The following is an 18,399-nucleotide window of genomic DNA, read 5'->3' as shown; positions in this document are numbered from 1 at the left end:
AACTTATTATGACGAACAACGTAATAATTGCTTTGGAAATTATGGCGAAAGGGATGTCTGGCATTTTCATCACAACCTTTATCATCATCGGTGTTGCCATGCTTCTTTCCAAGCTCACTGCTGGAAGCAGTAAAAAAAGCAAAGAAGAGAACTAAATTATATAATGAAAGATTTGAAAGAAGGACGCTAAGCGTCCTTCTCAGACTGTAGACAAAGTCCCACGCACTTGCGTGGGCTTTTTCTGTAAAAAGAGTCAAAAGTTCAGTGTACATGCAGACTTTTGGGCTCTTTTTTGGTACAATGGGAGTAACAAAATAAGGCGGTGCGCATACTTATGATGACTCAGAATGCAGATAAAAAAAGAGAACAGATTCAATTCCTATGTATGGATGACATGGTCCCAAAGGATCACCTTTTGCGGATCATTGACCAAGCCATTGACTGGAACTTTATCTATGGACTGGTGGAGGAATCCTACTCTCCGGACAACGGCCGTCCCAGTATGGATCCGGTCATGTTGATCAAGCTTCCGTTTATCCAGTATCTCTATGGAATTAAAAGCATGCGCCAGACCTGTAAGGAGATTCAGGTAAATGTAGCTTACCGCTGGTTCCTTGGACTGGATATGATCGATCCCGTTCCCCACTTTTCTACTTTTGGAAAGAATTATACCAGACGGTTCAAGGATACGGATCTTTTTGAACAGATCTTTGCAAGGATTCTGGCCGAGTGTTACCGTTACCGGCTGGTGGACCCTACAGAAGTCTTCGTGGATGCCACCCATGTGAAAGCAAGGGCAAACAATAAAAGGGTACAAAAGCGGATCGCTCATGAGGAAGCTTTGTTTTACGAAGAGCTGCTAAAGAAAGAAATCAATCAGGACCGGGAGGCCCATGGAAAGAATCCGCTGAAGGAGAACAGCGAAAAGGACAAGGATGACGATCCCAGTCCCCCTTCCGGTGGAAGCTCTTCCGAGGAAGGTCAAAAGACTTCTTTCGTGGATACCAAGACCATAAAGTGCAGCACCTCAGACCCGGAAAGCGGATGGTTCCGCAAAGGGGAACATAAGCATGTATTTGCCTATGCCGTGGAAACCGCCTGTGATAAAAACGGATGGATCCTTGGATATACCATTCATCCGGGCAATGAACATGACAGCAGGACCTTTCCGCAGTTGTACGATAAGATAAAAAACATAGGAATAAAAACACTAGTGGCGGATGCCGGATACAAAACGCCAGCAATTGCAAAACTTCTGATGGATGACGGGATCCGTCCGCTTCTGCCTTACAAGGCTCCCATGACCAAAGAAGGATTCTTTAAGAAGTACGAGTATGTTTACGATGAGTATTATGACTGCTATCTGTGTCCCGGTGATAAAATCCTGACCTATAAGACCACAAACCGGAATGGGTATCGGGAATATAAGAGCTGCGGGGAGACCTGTGGTAGCTGTCCTTCCCTTTCCCGGTGTACCGGTAGCAAAGATCATGTAAAAACGGTAACACGGCATATTTGGGAACCGTACTTGGAGCGATGCGAAGAAATCCGTCACACTTATGGAATGAAAGAACTCTATGCAAAGAGAAAAGAAACCATAGAAAGATTATTTGGAACTGCGAAGGAGAATCATGGTTTTCGCTATACACAGATGTTTGGAAAAGCCCGGATGGAAATGAAGGTCGGGCTTACCTTTGCCTGTATGAATTTAAAGAAGTTGGCAAAAATGAAGGAAAGAAAAGGACTCGTAAACGATACTGATTCAGGTTTCTGGTCACAAATATATAAAATCCCTCAATGGATAAGAAAAATAGAGTTAGGATTTGCATCCTAACTCCGCTTTGTCTACAGTCTGAGAAGGACGCTAAGCGTCCTTCTTTTTTTGAGCATAGGATATATTCCGGGAGCACGTTGTGCATTGCCTGAGGACGAAAAACGGCCCAAAAGAACTTTTACGTCCTCCGAACCGTTTTCCCAAACAAAACACCTATTATTAAACTACTGCGTTTTCATTTTATCACGAAGATTGCAGATTCTCAACTGCTTCTCACAATTTTCTACAAATTACCTGTTACGCTGTTACTGTTCACTCCGTTCTCAGTAACGTTACGCGTCCTCCCTATTTTATTTTTAATTAATAATTTCCTCATTCTTTTCTAATAATCATTAGTTTTGTTTAAGGAAATGAACACATCGCGTTCATATTTATACCATATACTATAGTTATCAAAAGGAGGTGGATACCACAACATGCATAAAGAAAACACACCAAAAAGGATATCCATGACAGAAATGGTTTCTTCAAACGATAACTGGAAAATGTACTCTCGCTTTCATGATTATTTTCTGGAATTGCTCTCTTATGAGACGCAAAAAGTTTCCGGCTCCGACGTATGGCAGCTTAATTACATATAAATTCATGTTTCTCCCCTTTGTTCCCCCGCATAACATTATGCGGGGTTTTCTTGTTGTTTCATCATGTTCCTCTTATATTCCTTGGGCGTACATGCGAAAAAACGCTTGAACACCTTAGAAAAGTTGCTGGGGCTGTCAAAGCCGCACAGCGTAGAGACCTCCGCCACGCAAAGCCCGGAGGAGCTTGTCAGCATGGAAGCCCCTTGCATCACCCGGTATTTCAGCAAATACTGTATGGGCGAAATCTGAATGACTCTCTGGAAACAGCGCAAACATTCCCTCTCTCCGATATCCGCTGCCTGCGCGATCCGGGAAAGCTGTATGTTCTCTGCATAGTGTTCATGGACAAAATCTAACATCTTTCGTATTCGTATCTCATCCTGGCCGACCTCCGAATTATTCTCGTCCATCTCTTCCTTATACTGGCGATACAAAAGCATGCAGAACGTGGACAGATGTGCCCTCACCTCAAGCTCATAGCCGAACCCTCCCTCAGACACCGCTGCGAATGCTTCGGTAAAATGATCGATAAGAGGTACCTGCCAGCCTGTTTCCCGATAGAGCTGACAGCCATCCAAGAGGGAATATCGAACGATAGGCTCCACATATTTCTGGGCGAAAACTGAATTCTTGCTGCCTGTTACAAGCAGGTCCAAAAAAACAAGCGAATGGTATTCACAGTCGGGATCCGGCGTAGCCCGGTGAAGAATGCCGGAATTAATGAAGACAGCCTCTCCCGCTTTTACTTCGAAAACCTTGCTGGGAATCTGAACCCGCATCATACCTTCTTCTATATAAATGATTTCGAGTTCCTCATGATAATGCCACGGAATCTCATCCCACGCCCGGCTGGTGCACCGGTAGGAATAACCTGCGCAGGGAAAATCGATGGTCCCGTGGGGGCTGAGTTCCCGCCCGCTGCTGTCCAAATTGAGCACGCATTGCTGAAGTGCCATAGGAATTCTCCTTTTAGTCGTTTTTATTATATTATATGTCCAAATAAGTATTGTTTCAAGATGCAGAAGGCGATATTCTTACATCATAACATATATCTGCAAGGAGAAAAGACATGACATCCATTTTATTAGTTATTATTTATATTGCATTTATCAGCCTTGGCCTGCCGGATTCCCTTCTCGGCTCAGCTTGGCCGTCCATGTATGGAGAACTAGGCGTCCCCGTATCCTATGCGGGAGCTATCAGTATGATTATAGCTGCAGGAACTATCATATCCAGCCTTTTCAGCGACAGGATGATCCGCCGTTTCGGCACCGGTATGATTACCCTCATTAGTGTAGCTATGACGGCTCTGGCATTATTTGGATTTTTCTCCTCCGGCTCTTTCTGGCAGCTATGCCTATGGGGCATCCCTTACGGACTGGGGGCAGGAAGCGTAGACGCCGCTCTGAATAACTTCGTAGCTCTGCACTACAAGTCCCGCCATATGAGCTGGCTCCATTCTTTCTGGGGAATCGGGGCAACTACAGGTCCCTATATCATGGGACTATGCTTGACAAACGGCTTTCAGTGGAATTACGGCTATATGGTCATAGGTATCCTGCAAGTTGCTCTCGTGCTCTGCCTCATTCCCACGTTGCCTTTATGGAAACGTAAGCAGAAGGCACAGGAGGAAGAAATCCACGCTCCGAAGGCTCTACGCCTTTCAGATACTATAAAGCTTCCCGGAGCCAAAGCCATTCTGGTCGCATTTTTTTGCTATTGTGCCTTAGAAGCCACTACCGGCTTATGGGCCAGCAGCTATATGGTGCTTCATAAAGGCATCGACGCTCAGACTGCCGCGAAATGGGCTGCTTTATTCTATCTCGGAATTACCATTGGGCGCCTTGCATGCGGCTTTATCACGGACAAGCTGGGTGACCGGCAGATGGTGCGCATCGGGCAGGCTATTGCCGGACTGGGAACGTTATTGCTCCTTCTCCCTTTCGGAAACAACATGACTCTTGCGGGACTGATTTTCATCGGGTTGGGCTGTGCTCCCATTTACCCCAGCTTACTTCACGAGACGCCCGATAACTTCGGTGCTGATAAATCCCAGTCCATTATGGGTATGCAGATGGCATGCGCCTATGTAGGCACTACGCTCATCCCGCCCTTATTCGGACTCATCGCGGAACATGTTTCTATCGCACTGTATCCGCTGTATCTTATCTTCTTCATTGTGTTCATGTTCATCATGGCTGAAAGGATGAATAAAGTTCATGGCAAAAGAGTTAATTGATCTTCATATGCACAGTTATTACAGCGATGACGGGGAGTACTCTCCCACTGAGCTCGTACAAAAATGTAAAGAACGCGGCATCACCATAATGTCCATTACCGATCACAACTGTGTGCGTGCTATTTCAGAGGGTCAGCAGGCTGCGAAGGACGCCGGTATCCGTTTCCTTCCCGGCATCGAAATCGATTGCACCTTTCAAGGTGTCAACCTTCATGTCCTCGGCTACGGCATCGATTATACAAACGACGACTTTTACCTGCTGGAGAAAAATATAGAAGAACAACACATGCATGCTTCCCTGCAAATGCTGCTATCCACGCAGGAACTGGGCTTTCATATCACAGAAAATGATATGGCAGAGTTAGCAAAGAATAACTATTGGAAGGACTGCTGGACCGGCGAAATGTTTGCCGAGCTACTGCTTAACCGGCCAGAATATAATGACCATCCGCTTCTTTCCCCTTACCGGAGCGGGGGGACGAGAGCTGATAATCCATATGTGAATTTCTATTGGGACTACTATGCACAAGGCAAAGCCTGCCATGCTAAGATAATCTATCCTTCTTTAATGCAAATTATAAGGACTATTCACAACAGCGGAGGGATTGCCGTCCTCGCCCATCCCGGAATCAACTTGCAGAACCATTATGAATTACTCATCCCTATTCTTAATGCAGGTCTTGACGGAATCGAAGTCTTCAGCAGCTATCACGACGCTCCTGCTACGGAATACTTTTTGGGTAAGTGTCACGAATTTCATCTGCTCCCCACCTGCGGAAGTGATTTTCACGGAAAGACAAAACCTACCGTAAGGGTTGGACATATTAATTGCACTATCAATTCAGAAGAGATGGCGGCGGGGCTAAATAGTTATTTTCCGCAGGTAAATTAAGTGATATACTGTAATCACTATATGACTTAAATTCTGTGAGGTAAATAATACATGGACATTATCGATGCTGCGCGAAATATCAATAAGACACATGAGGAGGACATCTTGAACAAGCTCTATACCAAGTGGGGTGAAGCCCTTGACCCGGAGCATGTGTTAGCAGAATATCCCCGTCCTCAGTTTAAAAGGGATAACTATACGATATTAAACGGCTATTGGAACTACGCTTTTACCACCTCTAAGGACATTCCTGCCGCATATGACGGCCGGATTCTCGTTCCCTTTTCTCCGGAAAGCTTACTATCCGGCGTGGAAAGGCAGCTGCATCCCCACGAATACCTATGGTATGAGCGCACCATAGTCTGTGATGTTCCCGATACTTTCCGTCTTATACTGCATTTTGGTGCAGTAGACCAACATGCGGCGGTATATTTAAATGGCGAGTCTGTCTGTGAACATCACGGCGGCTATCTCCCCTTCGAAGCAGATATTACTCCCTTTCTTCGCCAAGGCGACAATTCCCTCCTTGTGAGAGTTCAAGATTTCAGCGATACCTCTCACCATTCAAGAGGAAAACAAACCTTGAAAAGAGGCGGCATGTTCTATACTGCCCAGAGCGGCATATGGCAGACCGTATGGATGGAATGCGTACCGGAACACCACATATGCAAGCTGAAAATAACACCTGACTACGATAAAGGCGAGGTGTCTCTTCTTTTGTCCGCTTCCGGGCGGGAGCCTCTGAACATTCGCATCCTTTCGAACGGCTACTGTATCTTTGATACCTCCTACGAGGCTTCCTCATTGTCTTCCTCCGGCAAAAACACTTTTTCCGGCAATCATACCCCTTCCGACGATTATCAAATTGCGATACGTGCCAAGCTGTCGGAAATTCATCCTTGGAGCCCGGATTCGCCTTTTCTTTATACCTTATGCATCGGTTATGGTCAGGACGTAGTGGAAAGCTATTTCGCCATGCGTATCTTTACCACCCAGCCCGATGAAAAGGGCATCATGCGCTTTTGTCTGAACCATAAGCCTTTATTCCTGCATGGTGTCCTGGATCAGGGCTACTGGTCCGACGGTTTATATACCGCGCCTTCCGACGAGGCATTGATCTATGATATCCGCACCATGCAAAGGCTTGGTTTCAATATGATGCGCAAGCACATCAAGATAGAAGCCGCACGCTGGTATTATCACTGCGACAGGCTGGGTATGATTGTATGGCAGGATATGGTCAGCGGAGGTTCCCATTATTCCATGCCTATCGTCTGCTACCTGCCCACCCTCTTCCCCGGCCTCTTTCAGAAATTAAGCGATGATAATTACAAATTATTCGGCAGGCATTCCGAAGAAGGACGGGACGAATGGCTTCAGGAATGTACGGACACCGTAGACTATCTGTACAATGTTCCTTCCATCGCGGTATGGGTTCCCTTTAACGAAGGGTGGGGGCAATTCGATTCAGGCGCTGCAACAAAGCTGATCAAAGAAAAAGACCCCAGCCGCCCGGTGGACCAGACGAGCGGCTGGTTCGACCAAGGCGGCGGAGACTTTAAAAGTGTACACAATTATTTCAGAAGGCTGAAGGTGCCGAAGGATCCCAGGGCCTTTGTAGTGTCCGAATACGGCGGCTACGCCTGTCATATCGACGGGCATTCCAGCGTAGAGCGCATTTATGGCTACAAGAAGTTCTCCGGTCAGGAGACCCTCACCAAGGCTTACCATAAGCTTATCGATGAGGAGTTAAAGCCCCTTATCGATAAGGGACTGTGCGGTGCCGTGTATACACAAGTATCCGACGTGGAGGAGGAAGTCAACGGGCTTCTCACCTATGACCGGAAGGTATGTAAGCTGCTGCCCTAGTGGTTCCATTGACCAAACATTGCAGTTTGACTAATTGTCAGCAGTACTGAACACAAGCATCTTCCCCAGCTTCTTTCTCACGTGAATATACGCGGGAATCAAAAAGAGATCTGCGAATATCCATGCCAGAGGGCTGGCAAAGCAAGCTGCTACGAAACCGAAGGCGGGAACGAGCAAGATTCCTGCCAGACTTCTCGCCACCATCTCACACACACCCGCAAGGATAGCAAAAGAACTGAAGCCCATTCCCTGGATCATAAAGCGCACAATGTTCACAAAGGTTAATGGAATGTAGAACGCACTGTTAATGATCAGGAACAGTCTCGCATCGGTAATCAGATGTGTCTCTCCCGCATCAAGGAACAAGGACGCCAGATGTCCGCCGAAGAAAAACAGCACCACAAAGGCGATAACTGAATAAACGATTCCAAGTACGATGCTGGCCTTCAAGCCCTCTCCCAGGCGGTCCAGTTTCTTAGCTCCTACATTCTGACCTCCATAGGTAGCGATTCCGGCTCCCAGCGCTTCAAAGGGGCAACAGAAGAACAGGCTCACCTTGCTGGCCGCAGTTACCGTAGCAACTGCGCCGGAGCCCAAGGTATTCACTGCGGACTGGAGAATAACGCTGCCGATTGCCGTAATGGAATATTGCAGTCCCATAGGAATACCCATGATACACAGGGTCTTCATGTGGAATAAATTTATTTTCCACTCCTCTTTCTCAATTCTAAGCATGGAAAATTTTCTGATATAGAGCAGACACATAATGCCCGATACCATTTGGGACACGATGGTTCCTATAGCTGCTCCGGCAACTCCCAGTCCACATACGACGATAAACACCAAATCCAAAATAATATTCAAAAAGGAGGAGATGGTAAGAAAGACAAGGGGCGTCTTGGAGTCTCCCATAGCACGGATAACTCCCGAGAGCAAGTTATAAAGGTATGTAGCCGGAATCCCTATGAAAATAATGAAAATATAAGTATAGGCATCATCAAAAATATTTTCCGGCGTCCTCATCAGAAGAAGCAGCGGGCGGCAGAAAAGCGTAGTCGCCACCGTCATTACTGCCGCGAACAAAATAGACAGCCAAATGCTGTTTGCGATGAATCTGCGCATCCCTGAAAAATCCTTGGCGCCGAATTTATGTGCTAACGGAATGGCAAAGCCATTGCAGACACCCATACAAAAGCCGATAATCAAAAAGTTGACGGAGCCGGTACTTCCCACCCCCGCCAAAGCCTCTACACCAAGAAACCGGCCTACAATAATCATATTTACAACGCTGTAAAACTGCTGAAACAGAAAACCGAATAAAAGCGGAACGGAAAAGCCCAGTATCAGCTTCATTGGAGAACCGTTCGTCATGTCTCTTGTGGAACTCTTTTCCATAATATTTTATCTCCCAAATAAATATATTCTTATTTCTGTATACGGACAAAAACTTTGACAGCACAGCTTTTGTTCCGCGCGCGCAGCTGCGCATTATTTGCTCGAAGGGCTTTTATGCAATAGGAGCACTTTCCTATTACATAACAAAGAATCTGCAACGCAGATTCTTTGTACCGAACATATATGTCACTTTATTTACTCCATATCTCTTACTACTTTTCTGACCGGCAATACAAAGGTGGGCGTTACGGAAAGCTCATCCACTCCCATTCTCACAAACTCCTCCGTAAGGGTGGTATCAGCACCCAGCTCTCCACAGATTCCGGCCCAGATGCCTTCCTTATGAGCATTCTCCACTACCAGCCTTATCAACCGTAAGATCGCCTCATGATGTGAATCATAAATATTATCAAGCTTGGCATTCTGCCTGTCAATCGCCAGCGTATACTGGGTCAAATCGTTGGTGCCTATACTGAAGAAATCTACTTCCTTCGCCAGCAGATCGCTGATCATTGCCGCCGCCGGAGTCTCTATCATAATACCCTGTTCCACCTCAGAAAAAAGAAGTCCTTCCTCAGTCAGCTCCTTTTTGACCTGCTCTGCGATTTCCTTGATCTGCCTCACTTCATTTACCGAAATAATCATCGGATACATAATGGAAATCTTTCCGAAAGCACTGGCTCTGAATAAAGCTCTAAGCTGCGTCTTGAATATTTCCTGCCTGTCCAGGCAGATACGGATTGCCCGGTAGCCCATCGCCGGATTCTCTTCATGATCCAGTCCAAAATAATCCACCTGCTTGTCTGCTCCGATGTCCAGCGTACGAATGATGACCTTTTTGCCCGCCATATTCTCCGCCACCGTCTTATATACTTGGAACTGCTCTTCCTCCGTGGGGAAGGTGTCCTTCTCCAAATATAGGAATTCACTCCGGAAAAGGCCGATTCCGCCGGCATCGTTCACTAAGGCGCTGGCTACGTCCGATACGTTGCCGATATTAGCATAGATGTTGATTTTCTTGCCGCTCTTCGTAACGTTTTCTTTTCCTTTCAGCTCTTGAAGGAGCTGTCTTTTTTGAAGTTCATTTTTGCGCTTCTCCTCGTACTCTTGCAAAACGCTTTCCTCGGGATCAACAATAAGCTTTCCCGTAAAGCCGTCCACCACGGCCATCTTCCCGTCTGCATCCACCCCATAGTCCACGCTGATAAGTGCAGGAATATTCATGGTCCGGGCCAAAATCGCCGTATGAGAATTGGAAGAACCGAATCTGGTCACAAAAGCGAGCACTTTGCTCTTGTCAAGCTGCACCGTCTCGCTGGGTGCCAGATCCTCCGCTGCTACGATAACAGGCTCCTCCGCTTCCAGGGAAGCTCCGCCCTTACCTTGAAGTGCGCTGATCAAACGCTCCGATATGTCTTTGACATCAGCCGCTCTGGCCTTCATATAGTCGTCATCCATAGCCGAGAACATCCCGGCAAAATTATCGCCCGTGGCCACCACCGCATATTCCGCATTTATACTCTGGGATTCGATCATGTTGGTAATGGAACTGAGATAATCCTCATCCTCCACCATCATCTGATGCACCTCAAAGATCATTGCTCCCGATTCTCCGACCTCCATAACCGCTTTCTGATACAGTTCCTGCAATTGTCCGATGGTCTTCGTCTTAGCGGCATTCAAACGCTCCAGCTCTCTTCCGGTATTTTCCACGTGTGTTCTTTTCACACTCTGATCGTCTTTCTTAAGAATGGCAATCCTCCCTATCGCAATTCCCGAAAAAACAGATTTTCCCTCAAATACTGTCATATTCTGTCTACCTTTCCAAGCCCTCACATGTATTAATTCAGGACATGCGAGGCTTATCGCATTTTATACGTATAGTTTAAAGCATAAAATGCGATAAGTAAACATCTACTTTCCTAATATGGGAAGGATAAAAATTAAATTGAGTAATCGATGGCCTCTTCTCTCACCATCTGGCGCTCTATCAAATTTGCAATCGTCACACCGTCAACCACCTTATCGATAGCGTCGTTCAATTCCTGCCATACTCCCAAAGTCTCGCAGGTATCACATCTTTCACACTCGTTTACCTCATCCTCTAAGCATGCCACCGGGCATAAGCTGCCCTCGGTCAGCCGAAGGATCATTCCTACCGTATAGTTTTCCGGACTCCCCGAAATACGGTATCCACCCTGCGCGCCCCTGGCACTTTTTACATATCCCGCCTTATTCAAAATAGCGATGATCTGTTCCAAATACTTTTCTGAAATTCCCTGCCGTTCCGCTATCTGCTTCACCTTAATATACTCTCCCGTATTGTTCAGCGCAAGGTCGATCATAACACGGACCGCATAACGTCCCTTCGTCGAAATTTTCATGTTATCCTCCTTCCAATCATTGCTAAAGTTTTATTGTCCTTCTATCAAATCAATTGAAACCGCTCAAAGGCCTTATATATCCCATGCCTCCCAATATCCGCCGTCACAAAATCCGCGTGTGGCTTTAACCGTTCGTCGGCATTTCCCATTGCGATTCCTACTGTACATTCCTTAATCATTTCCAAATCGTTCAAGCTATCTCCTATGGCAATTGTATCCTCCATATCTGCGCCTGAATATTCTATCGCTTTTCTTATCCCGTTTGCCTTATTATTCTTTAAAAGGAGCAGCTCCGCACTGTACGGATACCTTTCGTCAGCCTGCCCGGATACCATATGAAACCCCTTCGAGAATCTTTCCTTTACCTTAAACAAGTCCTTCTCCTGCAGGGCGTACAAACACATTTTATATATGATTTCTTCCTCTTCCAGATACTCGTTCATTCCCCGAAACATTTTATGCGAGAAAAATGCCTTCAAAGAATCGTCCATACTGCTCATTCCATTAAAAAATCCGGTTACCTTGGAATCCAAATAGACTCCGCTTCTTCCTTCCAGAATATATGCCACATTCTGTTCATCACAGAAACTTATGATTTCTTTCAGTTTTTCTTTTTCAATACTTTCTTCGTAGATAACTTCCTCTCCGACCTTCACATATGCTCCCGCAGCCGCAATTACCCCTTCGAAGCCGATTTCATCAACAAGATCCAGCATACAGCAGGAGCGTCCCGTAGAAATGAAAATCTTATTTCCTCTCTTCCTCGCCAACTCCACGGCCTTCTTCGTGCTTTCAGGAATACAAAGGGTATTGTGATCGAACAGTGTGCCGTCAATATCCAGAAAAATATATTTCATTTTGTAAACGTTATCCTTTCATCATAACAAAGGAGGGTGCCATGAAAACTACCGCTTTGTAAGTTCCGGCACTTCCTTCATATACACCCTCTCGTCGTTTTATCACATTATTTATTCAAACGGTACAACAGAACCTTGATATTTCTCATTGATGAAGTCTTTGATCTTATCGGACTTCAATACGTCGACCAGCGCTTTTACACCTTCGTTGCCTTCATTGCCTTCTTTGACAACGATAACATTTACATAGGTCTTCGCTGCTTCGGAATCTGAGGTTTCATATGCCAACGCATCCGTCTGAGCATTTAAACCCGCCTGTAATGCATAATTACCGTTCAGCACTACGAAAGAGGTCTCTCCGATAACTCTGGCAACCTGAGCTGCTTCCAGCTCAACGATTTCTACGTTGTGAGGGTTCTGCGCTATATCGTTCTTGGTCGCTTCCATGCCCACTCCCTCTTTCAAGGTAATGATTCCATTATCCTGCAGAAGAAGAAGCGCTCTCGCCTCGTTCGTCGTATCGTTAGGAACTGCAATCGTCGCTTTGTCGGAAATGTTTGCAAGATCGGATTCTGTGCCTGCATAAATTCCAAGAGGCTCATAGTGAATGTCGCCCACGCTTACAAGATGCGTGCCTTTTTCTTCATTAAAGCTGTCAAGATAGGGTGTATGCTGGAAATAATTCGCATCGAACTCGCCGGATTCTACTACTTCGTTAGGCTGAACATAGTCGTTGAATACCGTAACCTGTAAATCCCAGCCCTGCTCAGCCAAAATAGGCTTTGCCGCTTCCAGTATCTCTGAGTGGGGAACTTCCGTAGCTGCTACCGTAATGGTTCCTTTTTCTGTTACTTCTGCCGCCGGCTCCTCAGCTTCTGCTGTTTCCTCTGCCGGTGCTGCTGTTTCTTCCGTACTCTCCGTTTCTGCCGATGCTTCCGGCGCTGTCGCCGTCTCTCCGGCAGAGCCGCAAGCGGTGAGAGTGCCTGCCGCAAGGACTGTCGCTAATACTACCGCCAAAATTCTTTTTTTCATAACTTTCTCCTCCTTTAACTAATGAGTGTTATCACTCATGAGTGTTTTTCACTCATTTATATCATAAATCCGCATTTATCCTGTAATTCGTTTATCCAGCTTTCTGGACATCTTCGTACCGATAAATTGCAGAATCTGAACGAGTATAACTAATAAAATAACTGTAACAATCATAATATCGGCCTGATAGCGATAATATCCATAACGTATCGCCACATCACCCAAGCCGCCGCCGCCAACGGCACCCGCCATTGCGGAATATCCCAGAATCGTTCCTAGCGCTATGGTAGCTCCCGCAATCAAAGAGGTTCTGGCCTCTCCTAAAAAGACCTTCCAAACGACAGTTCCGGTACTGGCACCCATGCTCTGCGCTGCCTCTACTACGCCGCGGTCTACCTCCAAAAGAGAGGACTCCACCAGCCTGGCGATAAACGGAGCCGCCGCCACAGTAAGCGGTACTATCGTTGCTGTTGCTCCGTAGCTCCTTCCCACCACATATCTAGTAAAGGGAATCAGCAGCATAAGTAAAATCAAAAACGGAACACTTCGCACCACATTCGCGATTACATCCAATATTTTATAGACTATCGCATTGGGCCTAAGGCCGTCTCTGGCGGTAATCACAAGAAAAATTCCCATAGGCAGTCCGATACAATAAGCAAAAAATGTCGATGTCAGCGTCATGTACAGGGTGGTACCCGTTTCTTTTATAAGCATCATTATTGTCGCATTATCCCACATAGTTACTTAACTCCTCCACTTCCAGTTTTCTTTCCTTCAGATAATGAATCATCTTACCTGCTATGATTTCATCTTCGGGAAGCTGCAATATCATCTGTCCGTGTGCCACGCCGCCGATATCTTTTGTATCGGCCAGAAGTATATTGGCAGGCGCCTTGCATTCCAGAACCATATTGGCAATAACCGGTTCAAAGGAAGAATGATCCTTGAAAACGATACGGATGCATCGTTTTCCTTTCATCTGTTGATGGTTTCCGCCATTCTGAAATACCAGCGCTTTTGCAGCCGGCGTCTGCGGCCTTGTAAAGACCTCCTCCACCGTTCCTGTTTCTGCCAGCGTCCCGCCGTCTATAATCGCTACGTGAGTGCATATTTCCTGCACCACTGCCATTTCATGAGTAATGATAACAATGGTGATGCCATATTTTTTATTAATATCCTTCAAAAGAGCGAGGATGGATTTGGTAGTGGTAGGGTCGAGAGCACTGGTTGCTTCATCACAGAGCAGAATCTTGGGATTGTTCGCTAAGGCTCTGGCAATAGCCACTCTCTGCTTCTGTCCGCCGGAAAGCTGTGCCGGATAAGCTTTCGCCTTTTCGGAAAGACCTACGATCTCCAGCAATTCCTTCGCCCGGCCACGGGCTTCCTTTTTCTTCTGCCCCGTAATTTCCAAGGGAAAGCAAACGTTATCCAACACCGTCCTTTGCATCAACAAATTAAAATGCTGAAAAATCATAGCTATCTGTGTACGGGTCTGCCGCAGCTCTCTTTCAGGCAAGACGGCGAGATCCTTTCCTTCTATCATGACCGTGCCGGTGGTCGGCTTCTCCAAAAAGTTCAGGCAGCGTACCAGCGTGCTCTTTCCCGCGCCGCTCATGCCGATAATTCCGTAGATTTCACCTTTATGAATCTCCAAGTTGATACCTTTCAGCGCCTCTACCCTATTATCTTTACCAATAAATGTCTTTCCGACATCCTTTACCTGTATGATAGTCTCCATAACTGCTCCCATCTATCTTAAAAATATAGTAGTACAGACCGTATCATATCATAGGCCGCCGTTTTCTGCAATGCCCGCCCTATCCGCATATCCACCCTTTTCTTATGGACGTTTTAACGTTCTTTACATAAATAACTCAAGGGAGCTTTCCTTCACTCTTCTGCGAACAAAGGTGTGGAAAGATAACGATCTCCTGAATCGGGAAGGAGAACAACGATTGTCTTTCCTGCATTCTCAGGTCTCTTCGCCACTTCTACCGCCGCATGGAGCACCGCGCCTGAGGAAATTCCTACCAGAATTCCTTCCTTTACCGCAATCGCTTTTCCCGCTGCAAAAGCGTCTTCATTCTTTACTGGGATAATTTCATCATAAATTTGTGTGTCCAATACGGCGGGTACGAACCCTGCGCCGATACCCTGAATCTTATGAGGTCCCGGCTTACCCCCGGAAAGTACGGGAGAAGCTTCTGGCTCTACCGCGATAATCTGCACGTCTGCCTTCTTGGATTTCAAATATTTACCAACGCCGGTAATGGTTCCGCCCGTGCCTACACCTGCGATAAAGATGTCTACCGCGCCGTCAGTGTCCTGCCATACTTCGGGTCCCGTGGTAGCTTCGTGCACTGCCGGGTTAGCCGGATTGTCGAACTGTCCGAGTATTACTGCTCCGGGAATGGAATCCTTAAGCTCTTCCGCCTTGGCAATAGCGCCCTTCATCCCCTTCGCGCCTTCTGTCAGTACCAATTCCGCTCCGTATGCCTTCAATAGGTTTCTTCTCTCCACGCTCATGGTGTCGGGAAGAGTTAATATTGCCCGATAGCCTCTCGCCGCTGCTACTGATGCGAGACCGATTCCTGTGTTGCCCGATGTAGGCTCAATAATCGTCGCTCCTTCCTTCAGCTTACCAGCCTTCTCAGCATCCTCGATCATCGCAAGTGCGATTCTGTCCTTTACGCTTCCTGCCGGATTGAAATACTCCAGCTTAGCCAGAAGTGTCGCATTTTCTACTCCCGCCGCTTTCGCGAAGCCCTTCACGCTCAATAAGGGGGTTCCTCCAATAAGTTCCGTTGCGCTGTTCTTAATATTTGCCATTTTCTTCTATCTCCTTTCATTTTCTTTTTCTATTTCATACTAACTTAGTAGGTTTATTATGAATTGAATGTTACCACTCCCATCGGAATCTGTCAACTATTATTTTACCTTTTTTATTATTTTCCTTCCAAATACTTTATTCTTTTATATTATCGCAAATTGTGGTTGTCCAATACCCAGCATTTTGATATAATTTTCTTATATTTTAATAAGGGTATTGGTTTGAAAGAAACATGGTTATAAAAGTGAAATGAAATTAATTTCGCTTGCAAATATTACGCCCTCAGACAAAAGTTTGCAGGCTATGAAGAAAGGCATGGTTATTAATTATGAAGAAAAAAGTTGTGGTATCTCTTGGTCATCAGGCGCTGGGCTATACGACATTGCAGCAGTGGGATGCCGTAAAGATAACGGCAAAGGCACTGGCCGATTTGGTGGAGGAAGATTATCAGCTCACCATCACACACAGCAACGGACCGCAGGTAAGCATGATTCACAAGGCGATGACAGAGCTTCGCCGCGTATATACCGACTATACTCCGGCACCTATGTGTGTCTGCTCGGCAATGAGCCAGGGCTATGTAGGCTTCGATATTCAGAATTCCCTGCGCGCCGAGCTGTTAAGCCGCGGCATACCGAAGACAGTCAGCACCATTTTGACGCAAGTTACCGTGGACCCCTACGATGAGGCCTTCTATGAGCCCACCAAGCTCATCGGGCGCAATATGTCCGCAGAGGAAGCGGAGGCCGAGCTTCAGAAAGGAAATTATGTGGTGGAGGAAGCGGGTGAGGGCTTCCGAAGAGTTGTTGCAGCTCCCAAGCCTATCGATATTGTGGAGATTGAAGCTATCCGTCTTCTGGCAGATGCCGGACAGGTAGTTATCGCCTGCGGCGGCGGCGGAATCCCCGTTATTGAGCAGAATCACGCTCTGCAAGGGGCATCCGCTGTTATCGAGAAGGATTCCATCGCAGGAAAACTTGCGCAGGATCTTAATGCCGATCAGCTCATTATTCTTACCGGAGTTCCCTGTATCTATAAGAACTATGAAAAAGAAGATCAGGAAGCACTAAGCTCCCTTTCGGTGGAAGAGGCACAGAAATATATAGAAGAAAAACAATTCGGTGAAGGAAATATGCTCCCCAAAATCGAAGCTGCAATCGCTTACCTAAAGGCATGCCCTAAGGGCAGCGTCCTCATCGCCTCACTGGACAATGTAGCAGATGCGATAAAGGGCAAAGGCGGAACGATTATAACAGTATAAGGAAAATTTTTATCAAAGCATAAGAAAGAACGCGGCTGTGAGCTGCGTTCTTTTTTGTGCGAATTTTATCTTCTTGACAATTCCTGAATTTAGCATTATTATAATGATATCAAATTGATATCATTATAATAATTATTTAGGAGGATTTATATGAGTATGCAGAAAAATAACGACAGTATCCAAATGATTGAAGAAAAAGAAATTGTTCCGATAAACGGCTTTGCAGCCCTTTTACTGATTCTATGCGGTCTCGCTGCTTCCGTGTTCCTTATTGTAGCCGGCGGCATTCTGCTCTCCAGGTTCAGACCCGGACTTGGCGGTTTCGTACTAACTTTGGGCATCTTGATGTTTTCAGTTCTTTGCATCATGCTGGCAGGTTTTCATATCATAAACCCTAACGAAGCCCTCGTTATGACCTTATTCGGCAAATATTACGGTACGATTAAAAAAGGAGGTTTTTATTACACAAATCCTTTTGCCACCGGCTTCAATCCGGCAAGCTCATCTGCCGGTGCCTCTTTCAATCTTACCATCGGGTCTGAAACGACCGAGGTGCCTGCTTCCACTACTCGCACGAAGAAAATATCCACTAAGACTATGACACTGAACAATGAAAAGCAGAAGGTAAACGATGTCTTAGGCAATCCTATCATCATCGGTGCCATCGTTATATGGCGGGTAACAGACCCCACCAAAGCTGTTTTCAGCGTAGAGAATTACAAATCCTTTTTATCCATTCAATGCGATTCCACCATCCGCAATATCGCCCGGCTTTATCCTTATGATACGATGGAGGAAGATGCGGATGAAAAGACCTTACGGGGCAGCAGCCAGGAAATTGCTGATTGCATGAAGCAGGAATTGCAGGGACGAGTGCTGGAGGCCGGACTCGAAATCAAAGAGGTGCGCATCACACATTTATCCTATTCCGAAGAAATCGCAGCCGCGATGCTGCAAAGGCAGCAGGCAGTAGCAATTATCGCAGCCCGTCAGACGATTGTAGAAGGCGCTGTCGGCATGGTCAAGATGGCCATCGATCAGCTCGGTGACGAAGGAATTGTAGTTCTCGATGAAGAACGCAAGGCCGCTATGGTAAGTAATCTGCTTGTCATCCTCTGTGGCAACCGGGATGCGCAGCCTATCGTAAATACGGGCACCATTTACTAGCAGGTACCGCTTATGAATGATAAATTGGTCCAAAAAGAAGAAGCCCTCAAGGCAA

Annotated in this window: 17 protein-coding genes; 8 read left to right on the top strand and 9 right to left on the bottom strand. The window is 46.3% G+C overall.

The window, feature by feature from the left end; translation table 11 throughout:
- Positions 1 to 8: 8 nt before the first annotated feature.
- The 3 genes from CC90_RS24325 (at position 9) to CC90_RS24115 (ending at position 2,415) form a co-directional block, all read left to right on the top strand.
- Positions 9 to 155, top strand: a complete 147-nt coding sequence (locus tag CC90_RS24325) for a hypothetical protein (RefSeq protein WP_165919300.1) — start codon at positions 9 to 11, stop codon at positions 153 to 155.
- A gap of 179 nt (positions 156 to 334) precedes the next feature.
- Positions 335 to 1,834: an IS1182 family transposase gene (locus CC90_RS21985; protein ID WP_242843214.1), complete on the top strand. Its 1,500-nt coding sequence runs from the start codon at positions 335 to 337 to the stop codon at positions 1,832 to 1,834.
- 416 nt (positions 1,835 to 2,250) lie between these two features.
- Positions 2,251 to 2,415, top strand: coding sequence for a hypothetical protein (locus CC90_RS24115; protein ID WP_157837515.1), 165 nt, complete (start codon positions 2,251 to 2,253; stop codon positions 2,413 to 2,415).
- Between the two features lie 35 nt (positions 2,416 to 2,450).
- Here the strand turns inward: CC90_RS24115 and CC90_RS0100175 are convergent, their stop codons facing one another.
- Positions 2,451 to 3,371 carry a helix-turn-helix domain-containing protein gene (locus tag CC90_RS0100175; RefSeq protein WP_031388827.1) on the bottom strand — a complete coding sequence of 307 codons (921 nt, stop codon included), beginning with the start codon at positions 3,369 to 3,371 and terminating at the stop codon, positions 2,451 to 2,453.
- 113 nt (positions 3,372 to 3,484) lie between these two features.
- Here CC90_RS0100175 and CC90_RS0100170 point away from each other — a divergent pair, with 113 nt between their 5' ends.
- The 3 genes from CC90_RS0100170 to CC90_RS0100160 are packed head-to-tail and all read left to right on the top strand — an operon-like array spanning position 3,485 to position 7,415.
- On the top strand, positions 3,485 to 4,654 hold the full coding sequence (locus tag CC90_RS0100170) for an MFS transporter (RefSeq protein WP_031388826.1): 1,170 nt from the start codon (positions 3,485 to 3,487) through the stop codon (positions 4,652 to 4,654).
- Positions 4,635 to 5,546, top strand: a complete 912-nt coding sequence (locus tag CC90_RS0100165; RefSeq protein WP_035315055.1) for a PHP domain-containing protein — start codon at positions 4,635 to 4,637, stop codon at positions 5,544 to 5,546. The genes CC90_RS0100170 and CC90_RS0100165 overlap by 20 nt, the downstream gene beginning before the upstream one ends.
- A 51-nt stretch (positions 5,547 to 5,597) precedes the next feature.
- Positions 5,598 to 7,415 (top strand): glycoside hydrolase family 2 protein, encoded by a 1,818-nt coding sequence (locus CC90_RS0100160; protein WP_035315053.1) that lies wholly within the window; start codon positions 5,598 to 5,600, stop codon positions 7,413 to 7,415.
- 30 nt (positions 7,416 to 7,445) lie between these two features.
- On the opposite strand, the gene CC90_RS0100155 is transcribed toward CC90_RS0100160, so the two are convergent.
- The 8 genes from CC90_RS0100155 to cysK form a co-directional block, all read right to left on the bottom strand.
- On the bottom strand, positions 7,446 to 8,810 hold the full coding sequence (locus CC90_RS0100155; protein ID WP_031388823.1) for an MATE family efflux transporter: 1,365 nt from the start codon (positions 8,808 to 8,810) through the stop codon (positions 7,446 to 7,448).
- 195 nt (positions 8,811 to 9,005) lie between these two features.
- Positions 9,006 to 10,619 (bottom strand): phosphoenolpyruvate--protein phosphotransferase, encoded by a 1,614-nt coding sequence (gene ptsP, locus CC90_RS0100150; protein ID WP_031388822.1) that lies wholly within the window; start codon positions 10,617 to 10,619, stop codon positions 9,006 to 9,008.
- A gap of 134 nt (positions 10,620 to 10,753) precedes the next feature.
- Positions 10,754 to 11,194 (bottom strand): RrF2 family transcriptional regulator, encoded by a 441-nt coding sequence (locus tag CC90_RS0100145; RefSeq protein ID WP_031388821.1) that lies wholly within the window; start codon positions 11,192 to 11,194, stop codon positions 10,754 to 10,756.
- Positions 11,195 to 11,238: 44 nt separating this feature from the next.
- A complete protein-coding gene (locus CC90_RS0100140; RefSeq protein WP_031388820.1) occupies positions 11,239 to 12,051 on the bottom strand; it encodes a Cof-type HAD-IIB family hydrolase in 813 nt (270 codons plus the stop codon).
- 111 nt (positions 12,052 to 12,162) lie between these two features.
- On the bottom strand, positions 12,163 to 13,083 hold the full coding sequence (locus CC90_RS0100135) for a MetQ/NlpA family ABC transporter substrate-binding protein (RefSeq protein ID WP_031388819.1): 921 nt from the start codon (positions 13,081 to 13,083) through the stop codon (positions 12,163 to 12,165).
- 75 nt (positions 13,084 to 13,158) lie between these two features.
- Positions 13,159 to 13,824, bottom strand: coding sequence for a methionine ABC transporter permease (locus tag CC90_RS0100130; protein ID WP_031388818.1), 666 nt, complete (start codon positions 13,822 to 13,824; stop codon positions 13,159 to 13,161).
- A complete protein-coding gene (locus tag CC90_RS0100125; protein WP_031388817.1) occupies positions 13,814 to 14,824 on the bottom strand; it encodes a methionine ABC transporter ATP-binding protein in 1,011 nt (336 codons plus the stop codon). Before CC90_RS0100125 ends, CC90_RS0100130 begins: the two co-directional genes overlap by 11 nt.
- A gap of 152 nt (positions 14,825 to 14,976) precedes the next feature.
- The gene (gene cysK / locus CC90_RS0100120; RefSeq protein WP_031388816.1) at positions 14,977 to 15,915 is read right to left on the bottom strand and encodes a cysteine synthase A; all 939 of its coding nucleotides are present in this window, start codon (positions 15,913 to 15,915) and stop codon (positions 14,977 to 14,979) included.
- Between the two features lie 329 nt (positions 15,916 to 16,244).
- Between cysK and arcC the strand changes: the two genes are divergently transcribed.
- The gene (gene arcC, locus CC90_RS0100115; protein WP_031388815.1) at positions 16,245 to 17,177 is read left to right on the top strand and encodes a carbamate kinase; all 933 of its coding nucleotides are present in this window, start codon (positions 16,245 to 16,247) and stop codon (positions 17,175 to 17,177) included.
- A 156-nt stretch (positions 17,178 to 17,333) separates the two neighbouring features.
- Positions 17,334 to 18,344: an SPFH domain-containing protein gene (locus CC90_RS0100110; protein WP_031388814.1), complete on the top strand. Its 1,011-nt coding sequence runs from the start codon at positions 17,334 to 17,336 to the stop codon at positions 18,342 to 18,344.
- Positions 18,345 to 18,399: the final 55 nt, after the last annotated feature.

The organism is Kineothrix alysoides (genome assembly GCF_000732725.1).
GTDB lineage: Bacteria > Bacillota > Clostridia > Lachnospirales > Lachnospiraceae > Kineothrix > Kineothrix alysoides.
This window is presented reverse-complemented; position numbering and strand designations above follow the sequence as displayed.